14 protein-coding genes are annotated in these 16,169 nt (G+C 71.0%); 9 read left to right on the top strand and 5 right to left on the bottom strand.

Annotation, left to right across the window (positions count from 1 at the left end; translation table 11 throughout):
* Positions 1–181: 181 nt before the first annotated feature.
* Positions 182–592: a DUF4307 domain-containing protein gene (locus ACGFNI_RS12280; protein ID WP_393682972.1), complete on the bottom strand. Its 411-nt coding sequence runs from the start codon at positions 590–592 to the stop codon at positions 182–184.
* Positions 593–722: 130 nt separating this feature from the next.
* On the opposite strand from ACGFNI_RS12280, the gene mca reads away from it, so the two are divergent.
* The 7 genes from mca (at position 723) to ACGFNI_RS12245 (ending at position 7,482) form a co-directional block, all read left to right on the top strand.
* A complete protein-coding gene (gene mca, locus ACGFNI_RS12275; RefSeq protein WP_393682970.1) occupies positions 723–1,595 on the top strand; it encodes a mycothiol conjugate amidase Mca in 873 nt (290 codons plus the stop codon).
* Between the two features lie 4 nt (positions 1,596–1,599).
* Positions 1,600–1,860 (top strand): hypothetical protein, encoded by a 261-nt coding sequence (locus ACGFNI_RS12270; RefSeq protein ID WP_393682968.1) that lies wholly within the window; start codon positions 1,600–1,602, stop codon positions 1,858–1,860.
* 85 nt (positions 1,861–1,945) lie between these two features.
* The gene (locus tag ACGFNI_RS12265; protein ID WP_393683066.1) at positions 1,946–2,074 is read left to right on the top strand and encodes a hypothetical protein; all 129 of its coding nucleotides are present in this window, start codon (positions 1,946–1,948) and stop codon (positions 2,072–2,074) included.
* A 254-nt stretch (positions 2,075–2,328) separates the two neighbouring features.
* Positions 2,329–4,377, top strand: coding sequence for a thioredoxin domain-containing protein (locus ACGFNI_RS12260; RefSeq protein ID WP_393682966.1), 2,049 nt, complete (start codon positions 2,329–2,331; stop codon positions 4,375–4,377).
* Between the two features lie 148 nt (positions 4,378–4,525).
* Positions 4,526–5,530, top strand: a complete 1,005-nt coding sequence (locus ACGFNI_RS12255) for a zinc-binding dehydrogenase (RefSeq protein WP_393682965.1) — start codon at positions 4,526–4,528, stop codon at positions 5,528–5,530.
* Between the two features lie 175 nt (positions 5,531–5,705).
* The gene (locus ACGFNI_RS12250) at positions 5,706–7,082 is read left to right on the top strand and encodes an amidase (RefSeq protein ID WP_393682963.1); all 1,377 of its coding nucleotides are present in this window, start codon (positions 5,706–5,708) and stop codon (positions 7,080–7,082) included.
* A gap of 1 nt (position 7,083) precedes the next feature.
* A complete protein-coding gene (locus ACGFNI_RS12245) occupies positions 7,084–7,482 on the top strand; it encodes a MerR family transcriptional regulator (protein ID WP_393682962.1) in 399 nt (132 codons plus the stop codon).
* A 75-nt stretch (positions 7,483–7,557) separates the two neighbouring features.
* On the opposite strand, the gene ACGFNI_RS12240 is transcribed toward ACGFNI_RS12245, so the two are convergent.
* Together ACGFNI_RS12240 and ACGFNI_RS12235 are read right to left on the bottom strand one after the other, a co-directional pair.
* Positions 7,558–8,241, bottom strand: coding sequence for a TetR/AcrR family transcriptional regulator (locus tag ACGFNI_RS12240; protein ID WP_393682960.1), 684 nt, complete (start codon positions 8,239–8,241; stop codon positions 7,558–7,560).
* Positions 8,242–8,347: 106 nt separating this feature from the next.
* Positions 8,348–9,070: a hemolysin III family protein gene (locus tag ACGFNI_RS12235; protein ID WP_393682958.1), complete on the bottom strand. Its 723-nt coding sequence runs from the start codon at positions 9,068–9,070 to the stop codon at positions 8,348–8,350.
* A 240-nt stretch (positions 9,071–9,310) separates the two neighbouring features.
* Here ACGFNI_RS12235 and ACGFNI_RS12230 point away from each other — a divergent pair, with 240 nt between their 5' ends.
* Entirely contained in the window at positions 9,311–11,131 is a 1,821-nt protein-coding gene (locus ACGFNI_RS12230) for a phosphoenolpyruvate carboxykinase (GTP) (RefSeq protein WP_393682957.1), read from the top strand.
* A gap of 124 nt (positions 11,132–11,255) precedes the next feature.
* Here the strand turns inward: ACGFNI_RS12230 and ACGFNI_RS12225 are convergent, their stop codons facing one another.
* Positions 11,256–11,702 carry a hypothetical protein gene (locus ACGFNI_RS12225; protein ID WP_393682955.1) on the bottom strand — a complete coding sequence of 149 codons (447 nt, stop codon included), beginning with the start codon at positions 11,700–11,702 and terminating at the stop codon, positions 11,256–11,258.
* 291 nt (positions 11,703–11,993) lie between these two features.
* Positions 11,994–13,205 carry a pyridoxal phosphate-dependent aminotransferase gene (locus ACGFNI_RS12220; RefSeq protein WP_393682953.1) on the bottom strand — a complete coding sequence of 404 codons (1,212 nt, stop codon included), beginning with the start codon at positions 13,203–13,205 and terminating at the stop codon, positions 11,994–11,996.
* 204 nt (positions 13,206–13,409) lie between these two features.
* On the opposite strand from ACGFNI_RS12220, the gene ACGFNI_RS12215 reads away from it, so the two are divergent.
* Positions 13,410–16,082: a P-loop NTPase fold protein gene (locus ACGFNI_RS12215; RefSeq protein WP_393682951.1), complete on the top strand. Its 2,673-nt coding sequence runs from the start codon at positions 13,410–13,412 to the stop codon at positions 16,080–16,082.
* Positions 16,083–16,169 lie beyond the last annotated feature (87 nt).

Below are 16,169 nucleotides of genomic sequence, written 5' to 3'. Positions count from 1 at the left end.
AGGATTGCGCCTTCACGGGTGGGCGAAACCACGAGCCTAACAATTCCGGCACAAAACGGGGAAGGGGAAATCGGCAAGGAACGCGCGGGAAAGCGTCACCGCTGGTCAGGGCCGGTCGGTCGACGATCCGCTGTGTGCGGCCCTCCCGCGGCCGGGAAGACGGGGCGCCGCGGGGCCGGACTCAGTTGCCGCCGGAGGCCGTACAGCCGACCAGGACGGCATTGGTGGCACGGGCCGTCGTCCGCACCGTGACCTCGGTGTCCACCTGGCTGCCGCGCTGGTCGACGGTGACGTCCTTGCGGCCCACCTCGGCGCCGTCCTCGGACTGCGACCGCAGCGTGCACACGCCCTTCGCGTCCGCGTCCTTGACGACTTCCAGATGCACCTTGACCGCGCTGTCGGACACCGCGTCCCAGGTGATCACCCGGCCGCTGAGGTCCTGCCCCGCGATGTACGAGGCGCCGCACCAGACGACCACGCCGAGCAGTACGGCACCGAAGACCGCACCGACGATCTTGAGCTTGCGGTCGGAGCGCTGGTCCGCGGTCCGGCCGTAGCGTCCGTCAGGGAGCCCGTCGCGCACCGCGGTCATCTGCTGTCCTCCTGCTACAGGGGGCCGGGAACACCGGCCTCGTGGGCTTCCTGGCCCAGGGAATACATGGCCCCCTCGCTTCGGTCACTATAGGAGGCATCTTCTCCAGCCTTTCACTGAGGATCGAGTCTTGACTGAGCAGCTGCGATTGATGGCGGTCCACGCCCACCCCGACGACGAGTCGAGCAAGGGTGCGGCCACCATGGCCAAGTACGTGTCCGAGGGGGTGGACGTGCTGGTCGCCACCTGCACAGGCGGTGAGCGAGGTTCCATCCTCAACCCCAAACTCCAGGGCGATCCGTACATCGAGGAGCACATCCACGAGGTGCGCAAGAAGGAGATGGACGAGGCCCGGGAGATCCTGGGCGTCAAGCAGGAATGGCTCGGCTTCGTCGACTCCGGTCTGCCCGAGGGCGACCCGCTGCCGCCGCTGCCCGACGGCTGCTTCGCCCTCCAGGACGTCGAAGCGGCGGCCGAGCCGCTGGTGAAGCTGATCCGGGAGTTCAAGCCGCAGGTCATCACGACCTACGACGAGAACGGCGGCTACCCGCACCCCGACCACATCATGACCCACAAGATCACGATGGTGGCCTTCGATGCGGCGGGCGACCCGGACAAATACCCGGAGGCCGGCGAGCCCTGGCAGCCCCAGAAGCTCTACTACAACCAGGGCTTCAACCGCCCGCGCACCGTGGCGCTGCACGAATCGCTGCTCGCGCGCGGCATGGAATCGCCGTACGGCGAGTGGCTGGAGCGCTGGAAGCAGTTCGAGCAGCGCGAGCGCACCCTGACCACCTACGTTCCGTGCGCCGACTTCTTCGAGATCCGCGACAAGGCGCTGATCGCGCACGCCACCCAGATCGACCCCGACGGCGGGTGGTTCCGGGTGCCGATGGACATCCAGCAGGAGGTCTGGCCGACGGAGGAATACGAGCTCGCCAAGTCGCTCGTCGACACATCCCTCCCCGAGGACGACCTCTTCGCAGGCATCCGCAACAATTGACCCCATGATGAGCGCGACAAGCACCCTCGCCCTGACGCACTTCGTCACCCTTGCCGACAGTTTCGACAAGGACAAAGTGACCCCCGGCGTCCTCGGCTTCATCGTCTTCGCGGTCATCGGCGGCGCCGTGTGGCTGCTGATGAAGTCCATGAACCGGCACATGAAGAAGGTGGACTTCGAGGAGTCGTCCAAGGACGGCGAGGCGGGCAGCACCGCACCCGCCGCTCCGAAGGCGGCGCAGACGGCGAAGCCGAAGACCAGCTGATCCGGCGGTCCGGACCGGCGGCGGAGCGCCGGCGGCCCGGACACGGCATCACTGCTCGGCGACAGGCGGCGCGACGGTCACTCCCATGACCTCGCGCGCATGGCGGTTCGGCACGAGCCCGAGCCGCCATGCCCGCCACCCCGTTTCCGGCTCCACCCCGCGCCAGCAGTTCGTCCGCCTGCGCCCGGTGGCCTTCGCGCCACTCGGCCAGTGAGCCCGGCATGCCCATCCCCCTCCAGCAGTTCCCGCACGTGCGGTTCTCGGGTCGTTCGGTCCTCGCGTCGATCGGTCGTTGTGTTGCGTTGCGCTGCGGCCCCCCGGCCGGTCCTGCCGCTGCGGGCGGGCCGGCCGGTGATCGCGTCGTCCGCACAGTCTTCCGCCTCCGCAAGAATTCCGGCAGGGCTGTGGATAACTCCCCGCAACCGCCCGCTCCGCGTTCCGGGCACCCGGTTGGGAGAGGATGGGCGCATGCCGAACCGCCTGGCCCATGAGACGTCCCCGTACCTGCTCCAGCACGCCGACAACCCGGTCGATTGGTGGCCGTGGTCCGCCGAAGCGTTCGACGAGGCACGGCGGCGCGATGTGCCGGTGCTGCTCAGCGTCGGTTACAGCTCGTGCCACTGGTGCCACGTGATGGCCCACGAAAGCTTCGAGGACCCCGCCACCGCCGCGCTGCTCAACGAGCATTTCGTGGCCGTGAAGGTCGACCGCGAGGAGCGCCCGGACGTCGACGCCGTCTACATGGAGGCCGTACAGGCGGCCATCGGGCAGGGTGGCTGGCCGATGACGGTGTTCCTGACGCCGGACGCTGAACCGTTCTATTTCGGTACGTACTTCCCGCCGGCGCCGCGCCACGGCATGCCGTCCTTCGGGCAGGTCCTGGAAGGGGTGCGGAGTGCCTGGACCGACCGCCGTGACGAGGTCGGCGAGGTGGCCGGCCGGATCGTCGCCGACCTCGCGGGCCGCTCCCTCACCGGGGCCCTGGAGTCCGCCGAGCAGCGACCGCCGCGCCCGGAGGACCTGCATGTCGCGCTGATGGGACTGACCCGGGAATTCGACGCGGTGCACGGCGGATTCGCCGGTGCGCCGAAGTTCCCGCCGCCCATGGTGCTGGAGTTCCTGCTCCGCCACCATGCGCGCACCGGATCCCAAGGCGCCCTGGAAATGGTCCAGGCGACCTGCGAGGCGATGGCCCGCGGCGGCATCTACGACCAGCTCGGCGGCGGGTTCGCGCGCTACTCCGTGGATGCGTCGTGGACCGTGCCGCACTTCGAGAAGATGCTCTACGACAACGCACTGCTGTGCCGCACCTACGCGCACCTCTGGCGGACCACGGGATCCGAGTCGGCGCGCCGCATCGCGCTCGGTACGGCCGACTTCATGGTCCGTGAACTCCGCACCGAACAGGGCGGTTTCGCCTCCGCGCTGGACGCGGACAGCGACGACGGGACGGGGCGGCACGTCGAGGGCGCGTACTACGCGTGGACCCCCGGGCAGCTGCGGGACGCGCTCGGCGAGGAGGACGCGGAGTTCGCCGCGGTCCACTTCGGCGTCACCGACGAGGGCACCTTCGAGGAGGGCGCCTCGGTACTCCAACTCCCGGGCACCGGAGGTCCGGTCGACGCCGAACGGGTGCGTTCGGTCACCGAGCGGCTGCTCGCGGCGCGCGCCGAGCGACCGCGCCCGGGGCGGGACGACAAGATCGTCGCTTCCTGGAACGGCCTGGCCATCGCCGCGCTCGCCGAGACCGGCGCCTACTTCGACCGCCCTGATCTCGTCCAGGCCGCCACCGACGCCGCCGACCTCCTGGTGCGCGTCCACATGGACTGGCAGGCCCGGCTGCACCGCACATCCAAGGACGGCGTGCCGGGCAACAACTCCGGTGTCCTGGAGGACTACGCGAACGTCGCCGAGGGCTTCCTGACCCTCGCATCCGTCACCGGCGAGGGCGTCTGGGTGGAGTTCGCCGGGTTCTTCCTGGACACCGTGCTGGTCCAGTTCAGCGCCGACGACGGCACGCTCTACGACACCGCGTCCGATGCCGAGGCGCTGATCCGCCGCCCGCAGGACCCGACCGACAACGCCACACCCTCCGGCTGGACGGCCGCAGCCGGCGCCCTGCTCTCCTACGGGGCGCTCACCGGCAGCGCACTGCACAGGGACGCCGCGGAGCGGGCCCTCGCCATCGTGACGGCGCTGGGCGGCCGGGCGCCCCGGTTCATCGGCTGGGGACTCGCCGTCGCCGAGGCCGCGCTGGACGGCCCGCGCGAGGTCGCCGTCGTCGGGCCGCAGGGCGACCCGGCCACCGCGGCGCTGCACCGTGCCGCGCTGCTCGGCACCGCACCGGGCGCGGTCGTCGCGCTCGGCGCACCGGGGTCGGACGACGCCGGCGAGGTGCCGCTGCTCCAGGACCGCCCCCTGGTCGACGGCGAACCGGCCGCCTATGTGTGCCGCCACTTCACCTGCGAGCGGCCGACCACGGACCCGGAGGAGCTGGCCGACCGGCTCCGGAGCTGAGCGGAATCCGGGGGCAGGGGCCACGGGGGAGTGCCGTCGCGCTCCCCGGTGGCGCCTCCCTCGCAAGTCCTAGGCCCAGGGATGCTCAAGTCCTAGGCCCAGAGACGGGATTGACCTTGACGTACGCGTCAAGTTCTAGCCTCTTCCCATGACGAACCGCACCTACCGCGAAGTCCGCCTGGCCGCCCGCCCCGAGGGCCCGGTCACCGACGAGCTGTTCGAGATCGTCGAGTTGCCGGTGCCCGAGCCCGCCCCGGGGCAGGTCCTCGTACGCAACACCCTCATGGGGGTCGCCGCCGTGATGCGCACCCTCATGGACGAGTCCACCTCGGTGCCGATGCCGTCGTTCGGTATCGGTGAGCCGCTGAACGGGCCGGCCATCGGCGAGGTCGTCGCGGCACCCGGAACCGACCTCACCCCTGGTGACCAGGTCGAACATCACCTCGGCTGGCGCGAGTACGCCCTGGTCGACGCCTCGGCCGTCCGCAAGATCACCCCCGGGCTGCTGCCCGACCCGGCCGGCTACCTCTCGCAGGGCCCCACGGCCTGGATGGGCATCGTCCGCGGCGCCGAAGTGAAGCCAGGCGACACCGTGTTCATCACCGGGGCGGCCGGCGGCGTCGGCACCCTGGCCGGCCAGATCGCCCGGCAGCAGGGCGCGAAGAGGGTCATCGGCAGCACCGGATCGCAGCAGAAGGCCGACCGGCTCATCGATGAGCTGGGCTACGACGCGGTGGTCATCCGCGGCGCAGGCCCCGTGGAGGAGCAGCTGCGCCGCGCCGCACCGGAGGGCATCGACGCGCTCTTCGACAACGTGGGCGGCGAGCAGCTCCAGGCCGCCATCACGCTCGCCAACCGGGGCGCCCGCCTGGCGATCGTCGGCGCGCTGGCCAGCCAGATGTCCACCGACGTGCCGGCCACCACCGAGATCGACACCCTGTCGCTGCTCGCCCGCAGCATCACCCTGCGCGGCGTCGCCCTCTACGACCACCTGGACCTGATCCCCGAGTGGCACACCCGCTTCGGAGCCGGGCTGCGCGACGGCACCTTCACCTTCCCGCACGCCAGGCTGCACGGCATCGAGCAGGCCCCGTCCGCGCTGCGCGAACTGACCGAGGGACGTCATATGGGCGCGGTCATCGTGGAGTTGTGAGCGGCAAGGGGGGGAGGCGGGCGCCGGTGGGCGGCCGTGCGGGAACCCGAAGGCGAGCCTCGGGCCGGCCGGTTACGCGTCCGCTGAAGCCGGCGGCGAAACCGTCGGGAAGCGCGTCGGCCGGGGGCTGTGGATAACCGGCCGGGTCCGCGGCGGCCGGTTGTAGCCTGCACGGGTGAAGAGCTTCCTGCGGCACAGATCGCTCGTCCAAGAGGCGGCTGCCCTGCGGTCCGGTGCGGACGACCCCGTGGACGCGGCCCGCCGCGCCTGCGACCGGATCGACGCCGTCGACCCGCACGTACGGGCCTTCGTCCCCGAACCGGAGCGGCGGGCCCGGCTCCTGGAGGAGGCGCGCCGCACGGCCGAGGCGTGGGACAGCGCGACGGCCGGTGCGCCGGACCTGGCCAACCGGCCCGCCAAGCCCGCGCTGTACGGCGTGCCGGTCGGCGTCAAGGACATCGTGCGGGTGGACGGGCTGCCGACCCGCGCGGGGTCGGCGCTGCCACCGGGAGTGCTCGCCGGGGCGCAGGCCGCGGTCGTCGACCGGCTGTGCGCCGCCGGGGCGGTGATCGCAGGGAAGACGGTGACGGCGGAGTTCGCCGTCACCGCGCCGGGGCCGACCCGCAATCCGCACAACGTGGCCCATACGCCGGGCGGTTCGAGCAGCGGATCGGCCGCGGCCGTCGCCGCCGGAATGGTGCCGCTGGCGATCGGGACGCAGACGGTCGGCTCGATGATCAGGCCCGCCGCGTACTGCGGCGTGGTCGGCTTCAAACCGAGCCTCGGCCGGATCCCCATCGCCGGGGTGATCCCCAACGCCGTCAGCTTCGACACCCTGGGGTGCTACGCGTCGGACGTCGCGGGTGTCACGCTCGCCGCGTCGGTGCTCTGCGACGGCTGGCCCGTGGCCCCGCAGGAAGGGACGGGTACCGAGGCGCGGCTCCCGGTGCTGGGCGTGCCCGTCGGCCCGTACCTGCGGCGCGCCGATGACGAGGCGCTGGCCGCACTCAACGACCAGCGGGCGCTGCTCAGGGCGGCCGGCTACACCGTCCACGAGGAGCCGCTGATGGACGACTTCGCCGACGTCGTCACGCAGTTGTTCACCATGAACCGTTACGAAGTGGCCCGCGCGCACGCCGACTGGTTCGAACGCTTCGGTGACCTCTACCGGGAGCAGACCGCCGAGGCGATCAGGGAGGGCCGCTCGATCGGGGACTCCGACTACGAGGTGGCCCGGGTGCGGCGCGCCGCGTTCCGCGACCGGCTCGCCGTGGCGGGCACGGAAGCCGGCATCGACCTGTGGATCGCCCCGGCCGCCACCGGCGCGGCGCCGCTCGGCCTCGGCAGCACCGGCTCGTCGATCATGTCCCTGCCGTGGAGCAACGCGGGACTGCCTTCGGTCGCCCTCCCCGCCGGCCGCTCCGCGGGCGGGCTGCCGCTCGGGCTCCAGATCGTCGGCCCGTTCGGCGCGGATCCGTACGTCCTGCACTGCGCGGCGGGCATCGAACGCGCCCTGGGCGACGTCGACTTCGGTCGGGAAGCCACCGGCTGACATGCGTACCGAAGAGGGGCGGATGCGGATCGGGGACGCGGCGGCGGCTGCCGGGATGACGCCCCGGGCGCTGCGCTACTACGAGCAGCAGGGGCTGCTGACGGCCCGGCGGACGCCGGCCGGGCACCGCGAGTACGACGCCGAGGACGTCCGCCGCCTGAGGGCGGTGCGCGATCTCCGGGAGGCGGGGCTGACGGTCGGTGACGTGCGGGCGTTCGCGCACCTGCTGCACACCCTGCCGCCGAGCGGGCTGCCGGAGCTGATACCCCGGGATCCCGGTGCACAGCGGTGCGGCGCGGCGGAGACGGTGGCCCGGCGCAGGCTGGCCGACCTCGACGACCGGATAGCGCGGCTCTCCCAACTCCGGGCCCGCCTCGCGGCCCGGCTCGGCGAGGCGTGAGCGCAGGAATCAGCCACTCCGGGGGACGGTGCCCCCGCTGCGGGGAGGCGCTGCCCGCGTGCGGCCGGGCGGTGCTCAGTCCGATGAGTCCGATGAGAGCGTCAGCCCCCGCGTCAGCAGGTCCATCGTGCGGTGAACCATCGCCTCCAGCTCGGCGGGCCCGCCGTCCGTCGCGCACCTCCCCGCCGCCCCCGGTGTCCCGCATTCCTCCGCCCAGCGCAACAGGGTCTCCTGGAGGGCCGCCAGAATCGCCGCGCTGATCACCCGCACCTCCAGGTCACCGGCCGGGCGCCCGGCCCGCTCGGCCAGGACCGTGCTGATCAACTCCGTGTCCCGCGCGAGGTTTTCCGCCGTACGGCCGCGCACCGCGGGAACGTCGCGGATCAGCCGCGCACGCCGCACCAGCTCACCGCGGTCCCCGGCGCCCAGGGCGCGCAGCGCCGCGAGGGTCACCTGCCGCAGGGTTTCGGCCACCGGTTCGCCGACCGGGCGGCTCCGGATCGCGGCCTCCAGCACGGTGCCGTGGGCGTCCCTGAGCACGATGTCTTCCTTGGTGGGGAAGTAGCGGAAGACGGTGCTGGGTGAGACATCGGCGGACTCGGCGATCTGGTCGACGGGCGTGGCGTCGTACCCCTGCTCGTCGAAGAGCCGGTAGGCGGCCCGCCGGATCGCCTGCCGAGTCTGAATCTTCTTCCGCTCCCGCAGCCCGATCACCGGCCTGTCGGCCGACGCTGCGGCGGAGGTACGTGCAGAGACCATGCACATCATTCTCGGCCATCGGGTGGGCTGGGGCCATGGTCGTGTCGTGGTGGGACGGGCGCCGCGGGGCCCGCCTCGCGCAAGGCGGGCCCATCGTGCCGGGGCGTCAGGCGTGCGAGTAGGCAACCAAGGAGATGCCCACGTAATGCACCACGAACGCCGCGAGGGTGAGGGAGTGGAAGACCTCGTGGAAGCCGAACCACTGGGGCGAGGGGTTGGGGCGTTTGATGCCGTAGATCACGCCGCCCGCGCTGTAGAGGAGGCCGCCGACGATCACCAGGACGAGGACGGCGACGCCGCCGGTGTGCAGGAAGTCGGGGAGGAAGAAGACGGCGGCCCAGCCCATCGCTATGTAGCAGGGGGTGTAGAGCCAGCGTGGCGCGCCGACCCAGAAGACCCGGAACGCGATGCCGGCCAGGGCGGCGGCCCACACCGCCCACAGCAGTGCCTGTCCGCGGCTGCCCGGCACGAGCAGCATGGTCAGCGGCGTGTAGGTGCCCGCGATGATCAGGAAGATGTTGGCGTGATCGAGGCGGCGCAGCACTCCGTCGGCGCGTGGGCCCCAGTTACCGCGGTGGTAGAGCGCGCTGACGCCGAACAGCAGGCAGGCGCTGAGGGTGTAGATCGCGCAGGCGATCCGGCCGCGGGTGCTGTCGGCGAGCGCGGTGAGGATGACGCCGGAGAGCAGGGCCGCGGGGAACATGCCGGCGTGCAGCCAGCCGCGCAGCTTGGGCTTGAGCGGTGCCGCCGCCGCGGCGACCGACGAGACCGCATCTGCTGCGGGCACGGGGGGAGGGTGGCTCGCTACGGCATCGTGCGGGGAAGTCATGGCCGTCATGCTACCTACGCCACCGTAAGTTACCGATCAGTGCCGAAGTGGTGACGGTCACGAAGGCGCCCTCTGGACAGATGTCCGTCATGGTCGGATGATCAAATGAGTGCGGTCGGCACCGGATGAGCGGTCACGAAGCATCCGGGTCGCAGCCCCCAAGGGGCAGACAGTCAAAGAAGCGGATCTGTCCGGGTGAACCGGACGTCGGTCCGTCCATACCCTCATCTAGGAGCGATCGTGGCGCGCGACAACGCGGCTCCCACCACCCCGACCCGTCACCAGGGCCTCACCACCTGGGTCGACGAGATCGCAGCGATCACCCAGCCCGACCGGGTCGTCTGGTGTGACGGCTCGGAGGCGGAGTACGAGCGGCTGTGTGAGGAACTGGTCGACAAGGGCACCTTCACCAAGCTCGACCCCGTCAAGCGGCCCAACTCGTACTACGCCGCGTCCGACCCCCGGGACGTCGCGCGTGTCGAGGACCGTACCTTCATCTGCTCCCGCAAGGAGGAGGACGCGGGGCCGACCAACCACTGGAAGGACCCCGCCGAGATGCGGGAGATCTTCGCGGGTTCCGACGGCATCTTCCGCGGTGCGATGCGCGGCCGGACGATGTACGTCGTCCCGTTCTGCATGGGGCCGCTCGGCTCGCCGCTCTCCGCGATCGGCGTGGAGATCACCGACTCGGCATACGTCGCCGTCTCGATGCGCACCATGACCCGCATGGGACAGGCGGTGCTCGACGAGCTGGGCGAGGACGGCTTCTTCGTCAAGGCGGTGCACACCCTCGGCGCCCCGCTCGCCGAGGGCGAGAAGGACGTGCCGTGGCCGTGCAACACCACCAAGTACATCTCGCACTTCCCCGAGGACCGCGAGATCTGGTCCTACGGCTCCGGCTACGGCGGCAACGCCCTGCTCGGCAAGAAGTGCTACGCGCTGCGCATCGCCTCCGTCATGGCGCGTGACGAGGGCTGGCTCGCCGAGCACATGCTGATCCTCAAACTCACCCCGCCGCAGGGCGAGGCCAAGTACGTCGCCGCCGCTTTCCCGAGCGCCTGCGGCAAGACCAACCTGGCGATGCTGGAGCCGACCATCCCGGGCTGGACGGTCGAGACCATCGGCGACGACATCGCCTGGATGCGCTTCGGCGAGGACGGCCGCCTCCACGCGATCAACCCCGAGGCCGGCTTCTTCGGCGTCGCGCCCGGCACCGGCGAGCACACCAACGCCAACGCCATGAAGACGATGTGGGGCAACTCCGTCTTCACCAACGTCGCGCTCACCGACGACGGCGACGTGTGGTGGGAGGGCATGACCGAGGAACTGCCCGCGCACCTCACGGACTGGAAGGGCAACGACTGGACCCCGGCGTCCGAGACCCCGGCGGCCCACCCCAACGCCCGCTTCACGGTCCCCGCGGGCCAGTGCCCGATCATCGCGCCGGAGTGGGAGGACCCCAAGGGCGTGCCGATCTCGGCGATCCTCTTCGGTGGCCGCCGCGCCAGCGCCGTACCGCTCGTGACCGAGTCGCTGACCTGGCAGCACGGCGTCTTCCTCGGTGCGAACGTCGCCTCCGAGAAGACCGCCGCGGCCGAGGGCAAGGTCGGCGAGCTGCGCCGCGACCCGTTCGCCATGCTGCCGTTCTGCGGCTACAACATGGGCGACTACATGGGGCATTGGGTCAAGGTCGGTGCCGACAAGGATCAGGCCAAGCTGCCGAAGATCTACTACGTCAACTGGTTCCGCAAGGACGACAAGGGCCGCTTCGTGTGGCCGGGCTTCGGCGAGAACAGCCGGGTGCTGAAGTGGATCGTCGAGCGCCTTGAGGGCAAGGCCGAGGGCGTCGAGACCCCGATCGGCGTGCTGCCGGCCAAGGGCTCGCTGGACACCGAGGGCCTCGACCTGTCCGACGCCGACCTCGACTTCCTGCTCACCGTCGACAAGGACGTCTGGCGCGAGGAGGCGGCGCTGATTCCCGAGCACCTCAACACCTTCGGTGACCACGCGCCGAAGGAACTGTGGGACGAGTACCGCGCGCTGGTGCAGCGCCTGGGCTGATGCCCGTGGCACGGCTCACCGTGCCACCGTGCTTGTGGGGCCCCGTACTTGGTGCGGGGCCCCGCTCGGCTTTCGGGCTTCCGGGCCGACGCGGTGAAGCCGGTGCCCGGTGCCGGGCGGGCCGCTACGCCGTCGCGAGATCCGGCAGGCCGGTCACGGTGGCGCCGTCGCCGTGAGCCTCCAGGCGCTCCACGGCCAGTGCTATCGCCGCGGTGTCCTCACGGGACGTGGCGATCACCAGGGCGTTGCCCGCGAGGGTGCGCGCCCGCTGCTCCAGCGCCCGCCGACGGGACGGATCGCCGCCGGTGGGCTCGGCGCGCAGCGGGTAGTGGCCGCCATTGAGACGGGCGACCTGTTCGGCTATCTCGTCGGCGGCCACGGCCAGCGCGTCGGCGCCCCGCCCGTGCGCCGCGCTCTGTGATACCAGGGCGTGCAGCTCGTCAGTGACGGTCAGCAACGCGGTCAGATGTCCTGCGAGCCGGATGTCCAGCTCCTCCTCACGGGAGCGATGCGGGATCTCCGGGGCCGCGGCCATGGTGTGGACCGACTTGGTGCGGATCGGTTCGTACATGGGGATGGCCTCCTGAAAACGTCTAGGAGACCATCTTACCTTAGACGGAGTCTAAAGTTATGCCGAGTATGGCGAGGAATTGTGCCGAGAGTGACGAACGGCTGGAAAGGCGCGGCCGATCGGGACTGTCCGTAAGCGATGCGTGACCTGCCCCGGGGTGGAGGAACTCGGCCTGTGCCGTCAGGAGCGAAAACACCGGATGCCCGGCGGGCAACTGTCCGCCGGGCATCCGGTGCTGGTGATCGTGGCGCTGTCGCGCCGAGCGCCGAAGGGGGCGGCGCTGCGTCTCCCTCAGTACTGCCCATACCCCTCAAGGAACGACCCGATCCGCGTCACCGCATCCGTCAGGTCGTCCTTGTTCGGCAGGGTGACCAGGCGGAAGTGGTCCGGATCCGGCCAGTTGAAGCCGGTGCCGTGGACGATCATGATTTTTTCGGCGCGGAGGAGGTCGAGGACCATCTCGCGGTCGTCCTTGATCTTGTAGACCTTGGGGTCGAGGCGCGGGAAGGCGTAGAGGGCGCCCTTCGGCTTGACGCAGCTGACGCCGGGGATCTGGGTCAGCAGGTCGTAGGCCGTGTCGCGCTGTTCCAGCAGACGGCCGCCGGGGAGTACCAGGTCGTTGATCGACTGCCGGCCGCCGAGTGCGGTGGCGACGGCGTGCTGGGCCGGCATGTTGGCGCACAGGCGCATATTGGCGAGGATCGTCAGGCCCTCGATGTAGGACGAGGCGTGTGCCTTGGGGCCGCAGACCGCCAGCCAGCCGCTGCGGTAGCCCGCCACCCGGTACGACTTGGACAGGCCGTTGAAGGTCAGTGTCAGCAGGTCGGGGGCGAGGGAGGCGAAGGGGGTGTGGGTGGCGCCGTCGTAGAGGATCTTGTCGTAGATCTCGTCGGCGCAGACGATGAGGTGGTGGCGGCGGGCGATCTCGGCGATGCCCTCCAGGAGTGCGTCGTCGTAGACCGCGCCCGTGGGGTTGTTGGGGTTGATGACGACGATGGCTTTGGTGCGGTCGGTGATCTTGCGCTCGATGTCGGCGAGATCCGGCATCCAGTCCGCCTGCTCGTCGCAGCGGTAGTGGACGGCGGTGCCGCCGGAGAGGGAGACGGATGCCGTCCACAGCGGGTAGTCCGGGGCCGGTACCAGGACCTCGTCGCCGTCGTCGAGCAGCGCCTGCATCGACATCTGGATCAGTTCGGAGACGCCGTTGCCGAGGTAGATGTCGTCGACGGAGACCTCGACGCCCTTGGTCTGGTAGTGCTGCATCACCGCGCGGCGGGCGGAGAGCAGGCCCTTGGCGTCGCCGTAGCCGTGCGCCGTGCCGACCGAGCGGAGGATGTCCTCCAGGATCTCGGGCGGGCACTCGAAGCCGAACGCCGCGGGATTTCCGGTGTTGAGCTTGAGGATGCGGTGACCCGCCGCCTCAAGCCGCATGGCCTCCTCCAGCACGGGGCCACGGATCTCGTAGCAGACATTGGCGAGCTTGGTTGACTGGATCACCTGCATGCCCGCCACTTTACGACCGGGTCGGCCCGCTCGCCGGGTGTTTTTGCCCACCTTGATCAGCTGATGGTGTGCGACTCGTCACGTGCTGTCACTGGTCGTGGGTACGCTTGTCCGTGGATTTCGTTGCAGCCGACGGCCGGGCAATCGGACGGCCGGGCGCGCGGCGGGTCCGGATCACGCCGACGACCTGACACGGGGGCCAGGATGGCGAGCACAGCAGCCGGGTACACGCCCTTTTCGCTGCTCAACGACGAGCCGGTGGCGGAAGCCGCCGCCGATCTGCTCGGCAGCGGCAGCGCCGCGCGCCGGCTCGCCGGGCTGCTGGTCTCCTCCCGGCCCTCGACACCCTTCACCCTCGCCATCGACGCGGGCTGGGGCATGGGCAAGAGCAGCCTGATGCGGCTGGTCGACGCGGAGTTGGCGGCGCTGCCCGAGGTGCACACCGTTTGGTACAACGCCTGGACGTCGACCGGGGCGGACGCGCTGGAGGGGCTGATCAAGTCCGTTCTGATGCGGTTCGACCGGCGGGTGCTGCGGCGCGGCCTCCAGCGGGTCACCGACCAGCGGGCGCTGCTGCGGGCGGTGCGCGCCGTGACGACGGTCGCCGCCGGGCCGCTGGGCGTCTCCGGTCTCGTCGACGAACTGTGGAAGAACCTGTCGGTCAACTCCCAGGCGCGTAACGAGATGCGGGCCGCCATCGGCGATCTGGTGCAGGAATGGGCGCAGACGGACGGGCATCAGCCGCGCCGCCTCCTGGTGGTCTTCATCGACGACCTCGACCGCTGCTCGGAGGAGACGGTGCTCGCGGTCTGCGAGGCAGTGAAGGTCTATCTGGACGTACCCGGTCTGGCCTTCGTCGTCGGCTGCGACCGCTCCGCCATGGGGCCGAACGGACTGCTGCGCGATCTGTCGCCCGCCGGTTCGGCGTTCATGGAGAAGATCTTCCAGACGAGCTACCGGATTCCGGCTCCCGACGGGCAGGGCGTCGAGGAGTACATCCGCTGGTGCGCGCGGACCGCAGGGGTGGAACCGCTGCTGGACGACGCGCTGGTGGAGTTGCTGGTGCAGCGCACCGGTCGGAATCCGCGGCGTATCAAGCGCCTGGTGAACGGCTTCGTCCTGGAGGCGACGCTCAATCCGGTGTGGCGGGACTTCGGCCCGGAGGCGGTCATCCGGACGCTGCTGCTCCAGTACTTCTACCCGGACTTCTACCGGATGATGACGGGCCCTTCCGGGACGGTGGACGGCGATGTGGTGGCCGAGTTCCGTACGTACCGGACGGTGCGGCGGACGTTGCTGGCGGCGCCCGGCGCCGTTGCCGATACGGAACTGACGGTGGCCAGGGAGTTCGTGGCGCGCTACGACCTGCTGGTGCCGGGCGCACCCGACGCGTCCGGCGCCGAGGTGCTGGCGGCGCTGGAGCGTCAACTGCCGAACGAGTTCCCCGACTTGGTGACGAACCCGGCGTTCACCTCGCTCGTTGACGAACTCACCGCCCGCGATGACGCCGCCCGGCTGCTGCTGCGGCTGCGGGAGGGGCCCCGGCTTTCGGGTGAGGGGGCGGGCAGCCGAGGCAACCCGGACGGGCCCGATGGTCCGGACGGGCCGGAGGGGGTGGGGCGGGAGTGGGGGCCGCTGTGGCAGGTGATCAACGGTGCGTCCGGGGATGATCGTCGCGTGCGGGTCGAGGCGGCGTCGGTCGGGTTGATCGGCACCGGGGAGCAGGGGCGCCCGGAGCCGTCGGTGCGGCAGCACTCCGCCCCGCCCCCGGACACGCCCTATGGCGGGCAGCAGGGCAGCCCCGGCGTGGCTCCGTATCCGGATCTCCCCGAGGGGTTCCGCAACGGGCCGACGCCGCAAGGCGGTTCACCTGCGTACGAGCAACCGGAGCCGCTGCCGCCGGTGCAGCTCCCGGTCGAGACGGGCCTGCCGACATGGGTGCGGCAGGGTCGGCTGGTCGCGTACCAGTCGCCGGGTGGCTACGCCCTGCCGACGCTCGACGTCCTGTGGGTCGACGACCAGCCGGACCGCAAAGCGGAGGTGCGGTCGGTGCTGCGGAGTCTGGGGGTGCGGGTGCGGCACGTGACCACGAGCGCCGCCGCCGCCGGCGAACTGCGTCTCCGTACACCGGGCCTGCTGATCTCGGACATCAGCAGGCGGCGCAACCACGCCGCCGGGTTCGCGATGGTCCAGCGGTTCCAGGAGGAAGGGCTGTACGCCGGACCGGTGATCTTCTACACGATCCGGCAGAGCCCCGAACGGGAGGACCGGGCAGCCCGGTTGGGGGCGGCGATCACCAACCAGGAGGACCAGTTGCGGGAACTGGTGCTGGCCGTCCTCCAGGAGCAGGGCCGCCCCCAGACTCCCGCCCCAGCTCCGGCCCCGGTGCCACAGCAGGCCCAGGACCCGTCACCGCAGCACGGCCAGGACCCGTTACCGCAGCCGGTTCCGGCCGCGGCGTCCGAGCGGCTGGCCAGCTACCTTCCGCCGCCCGGGGTGCGCGACCTCGACCTCTCCGTCCTCTGGGTCGACGACGAAGCCACGGACGAGTACTGGCTGACGGCCGAGCTGCGCTCCCGGGGTGCGCGGGTGCATCTGGCGCGGAACGATGCGACCGCACTCCGCCTGCTCGCGGCCCACCCCGTGGACCTGCTGCTCTCCGACATCACCAGGGACGGGGACGGAAACGCCGGGTTCGCGCTGGCCCGGCGGCTGCGCGAGGAACGCAGGTACCTCGGGCCGCTGGCTTTCCTCACCGGTTTCCTCACACCTGAACGGGAGCGGTTCGCGGAGGAGGTGGGGGCGATGGGCATAACCAACCAGCCGGTCGTGGCCATGGAGTGGGCCGCGCGGGTCGCACAGGACCGGCCGCACTGACGCCACGGCCACCACGGGCGGCATGGATGCCACGGGCGCCATGGCCTCAGCGTCGCCCGCCTCCGCCGGACGACCACCTGTTGAGCC

Origin of the sequence: Streptomyces sp. NPDC048644, from assembly GCF_043199105.1 — a bacterium.
In the GTDB taxonomy this organism is placed as follows: Bacteria; Actinomycetota; Actinomycetes; order Streptomycetales; family Streptomycetaceae; genus Streptomyces.
Note: the sequence above shows the minus strand (reverse complement) of the source record. Positions and strands in the feature narration are given on the sequence as shown.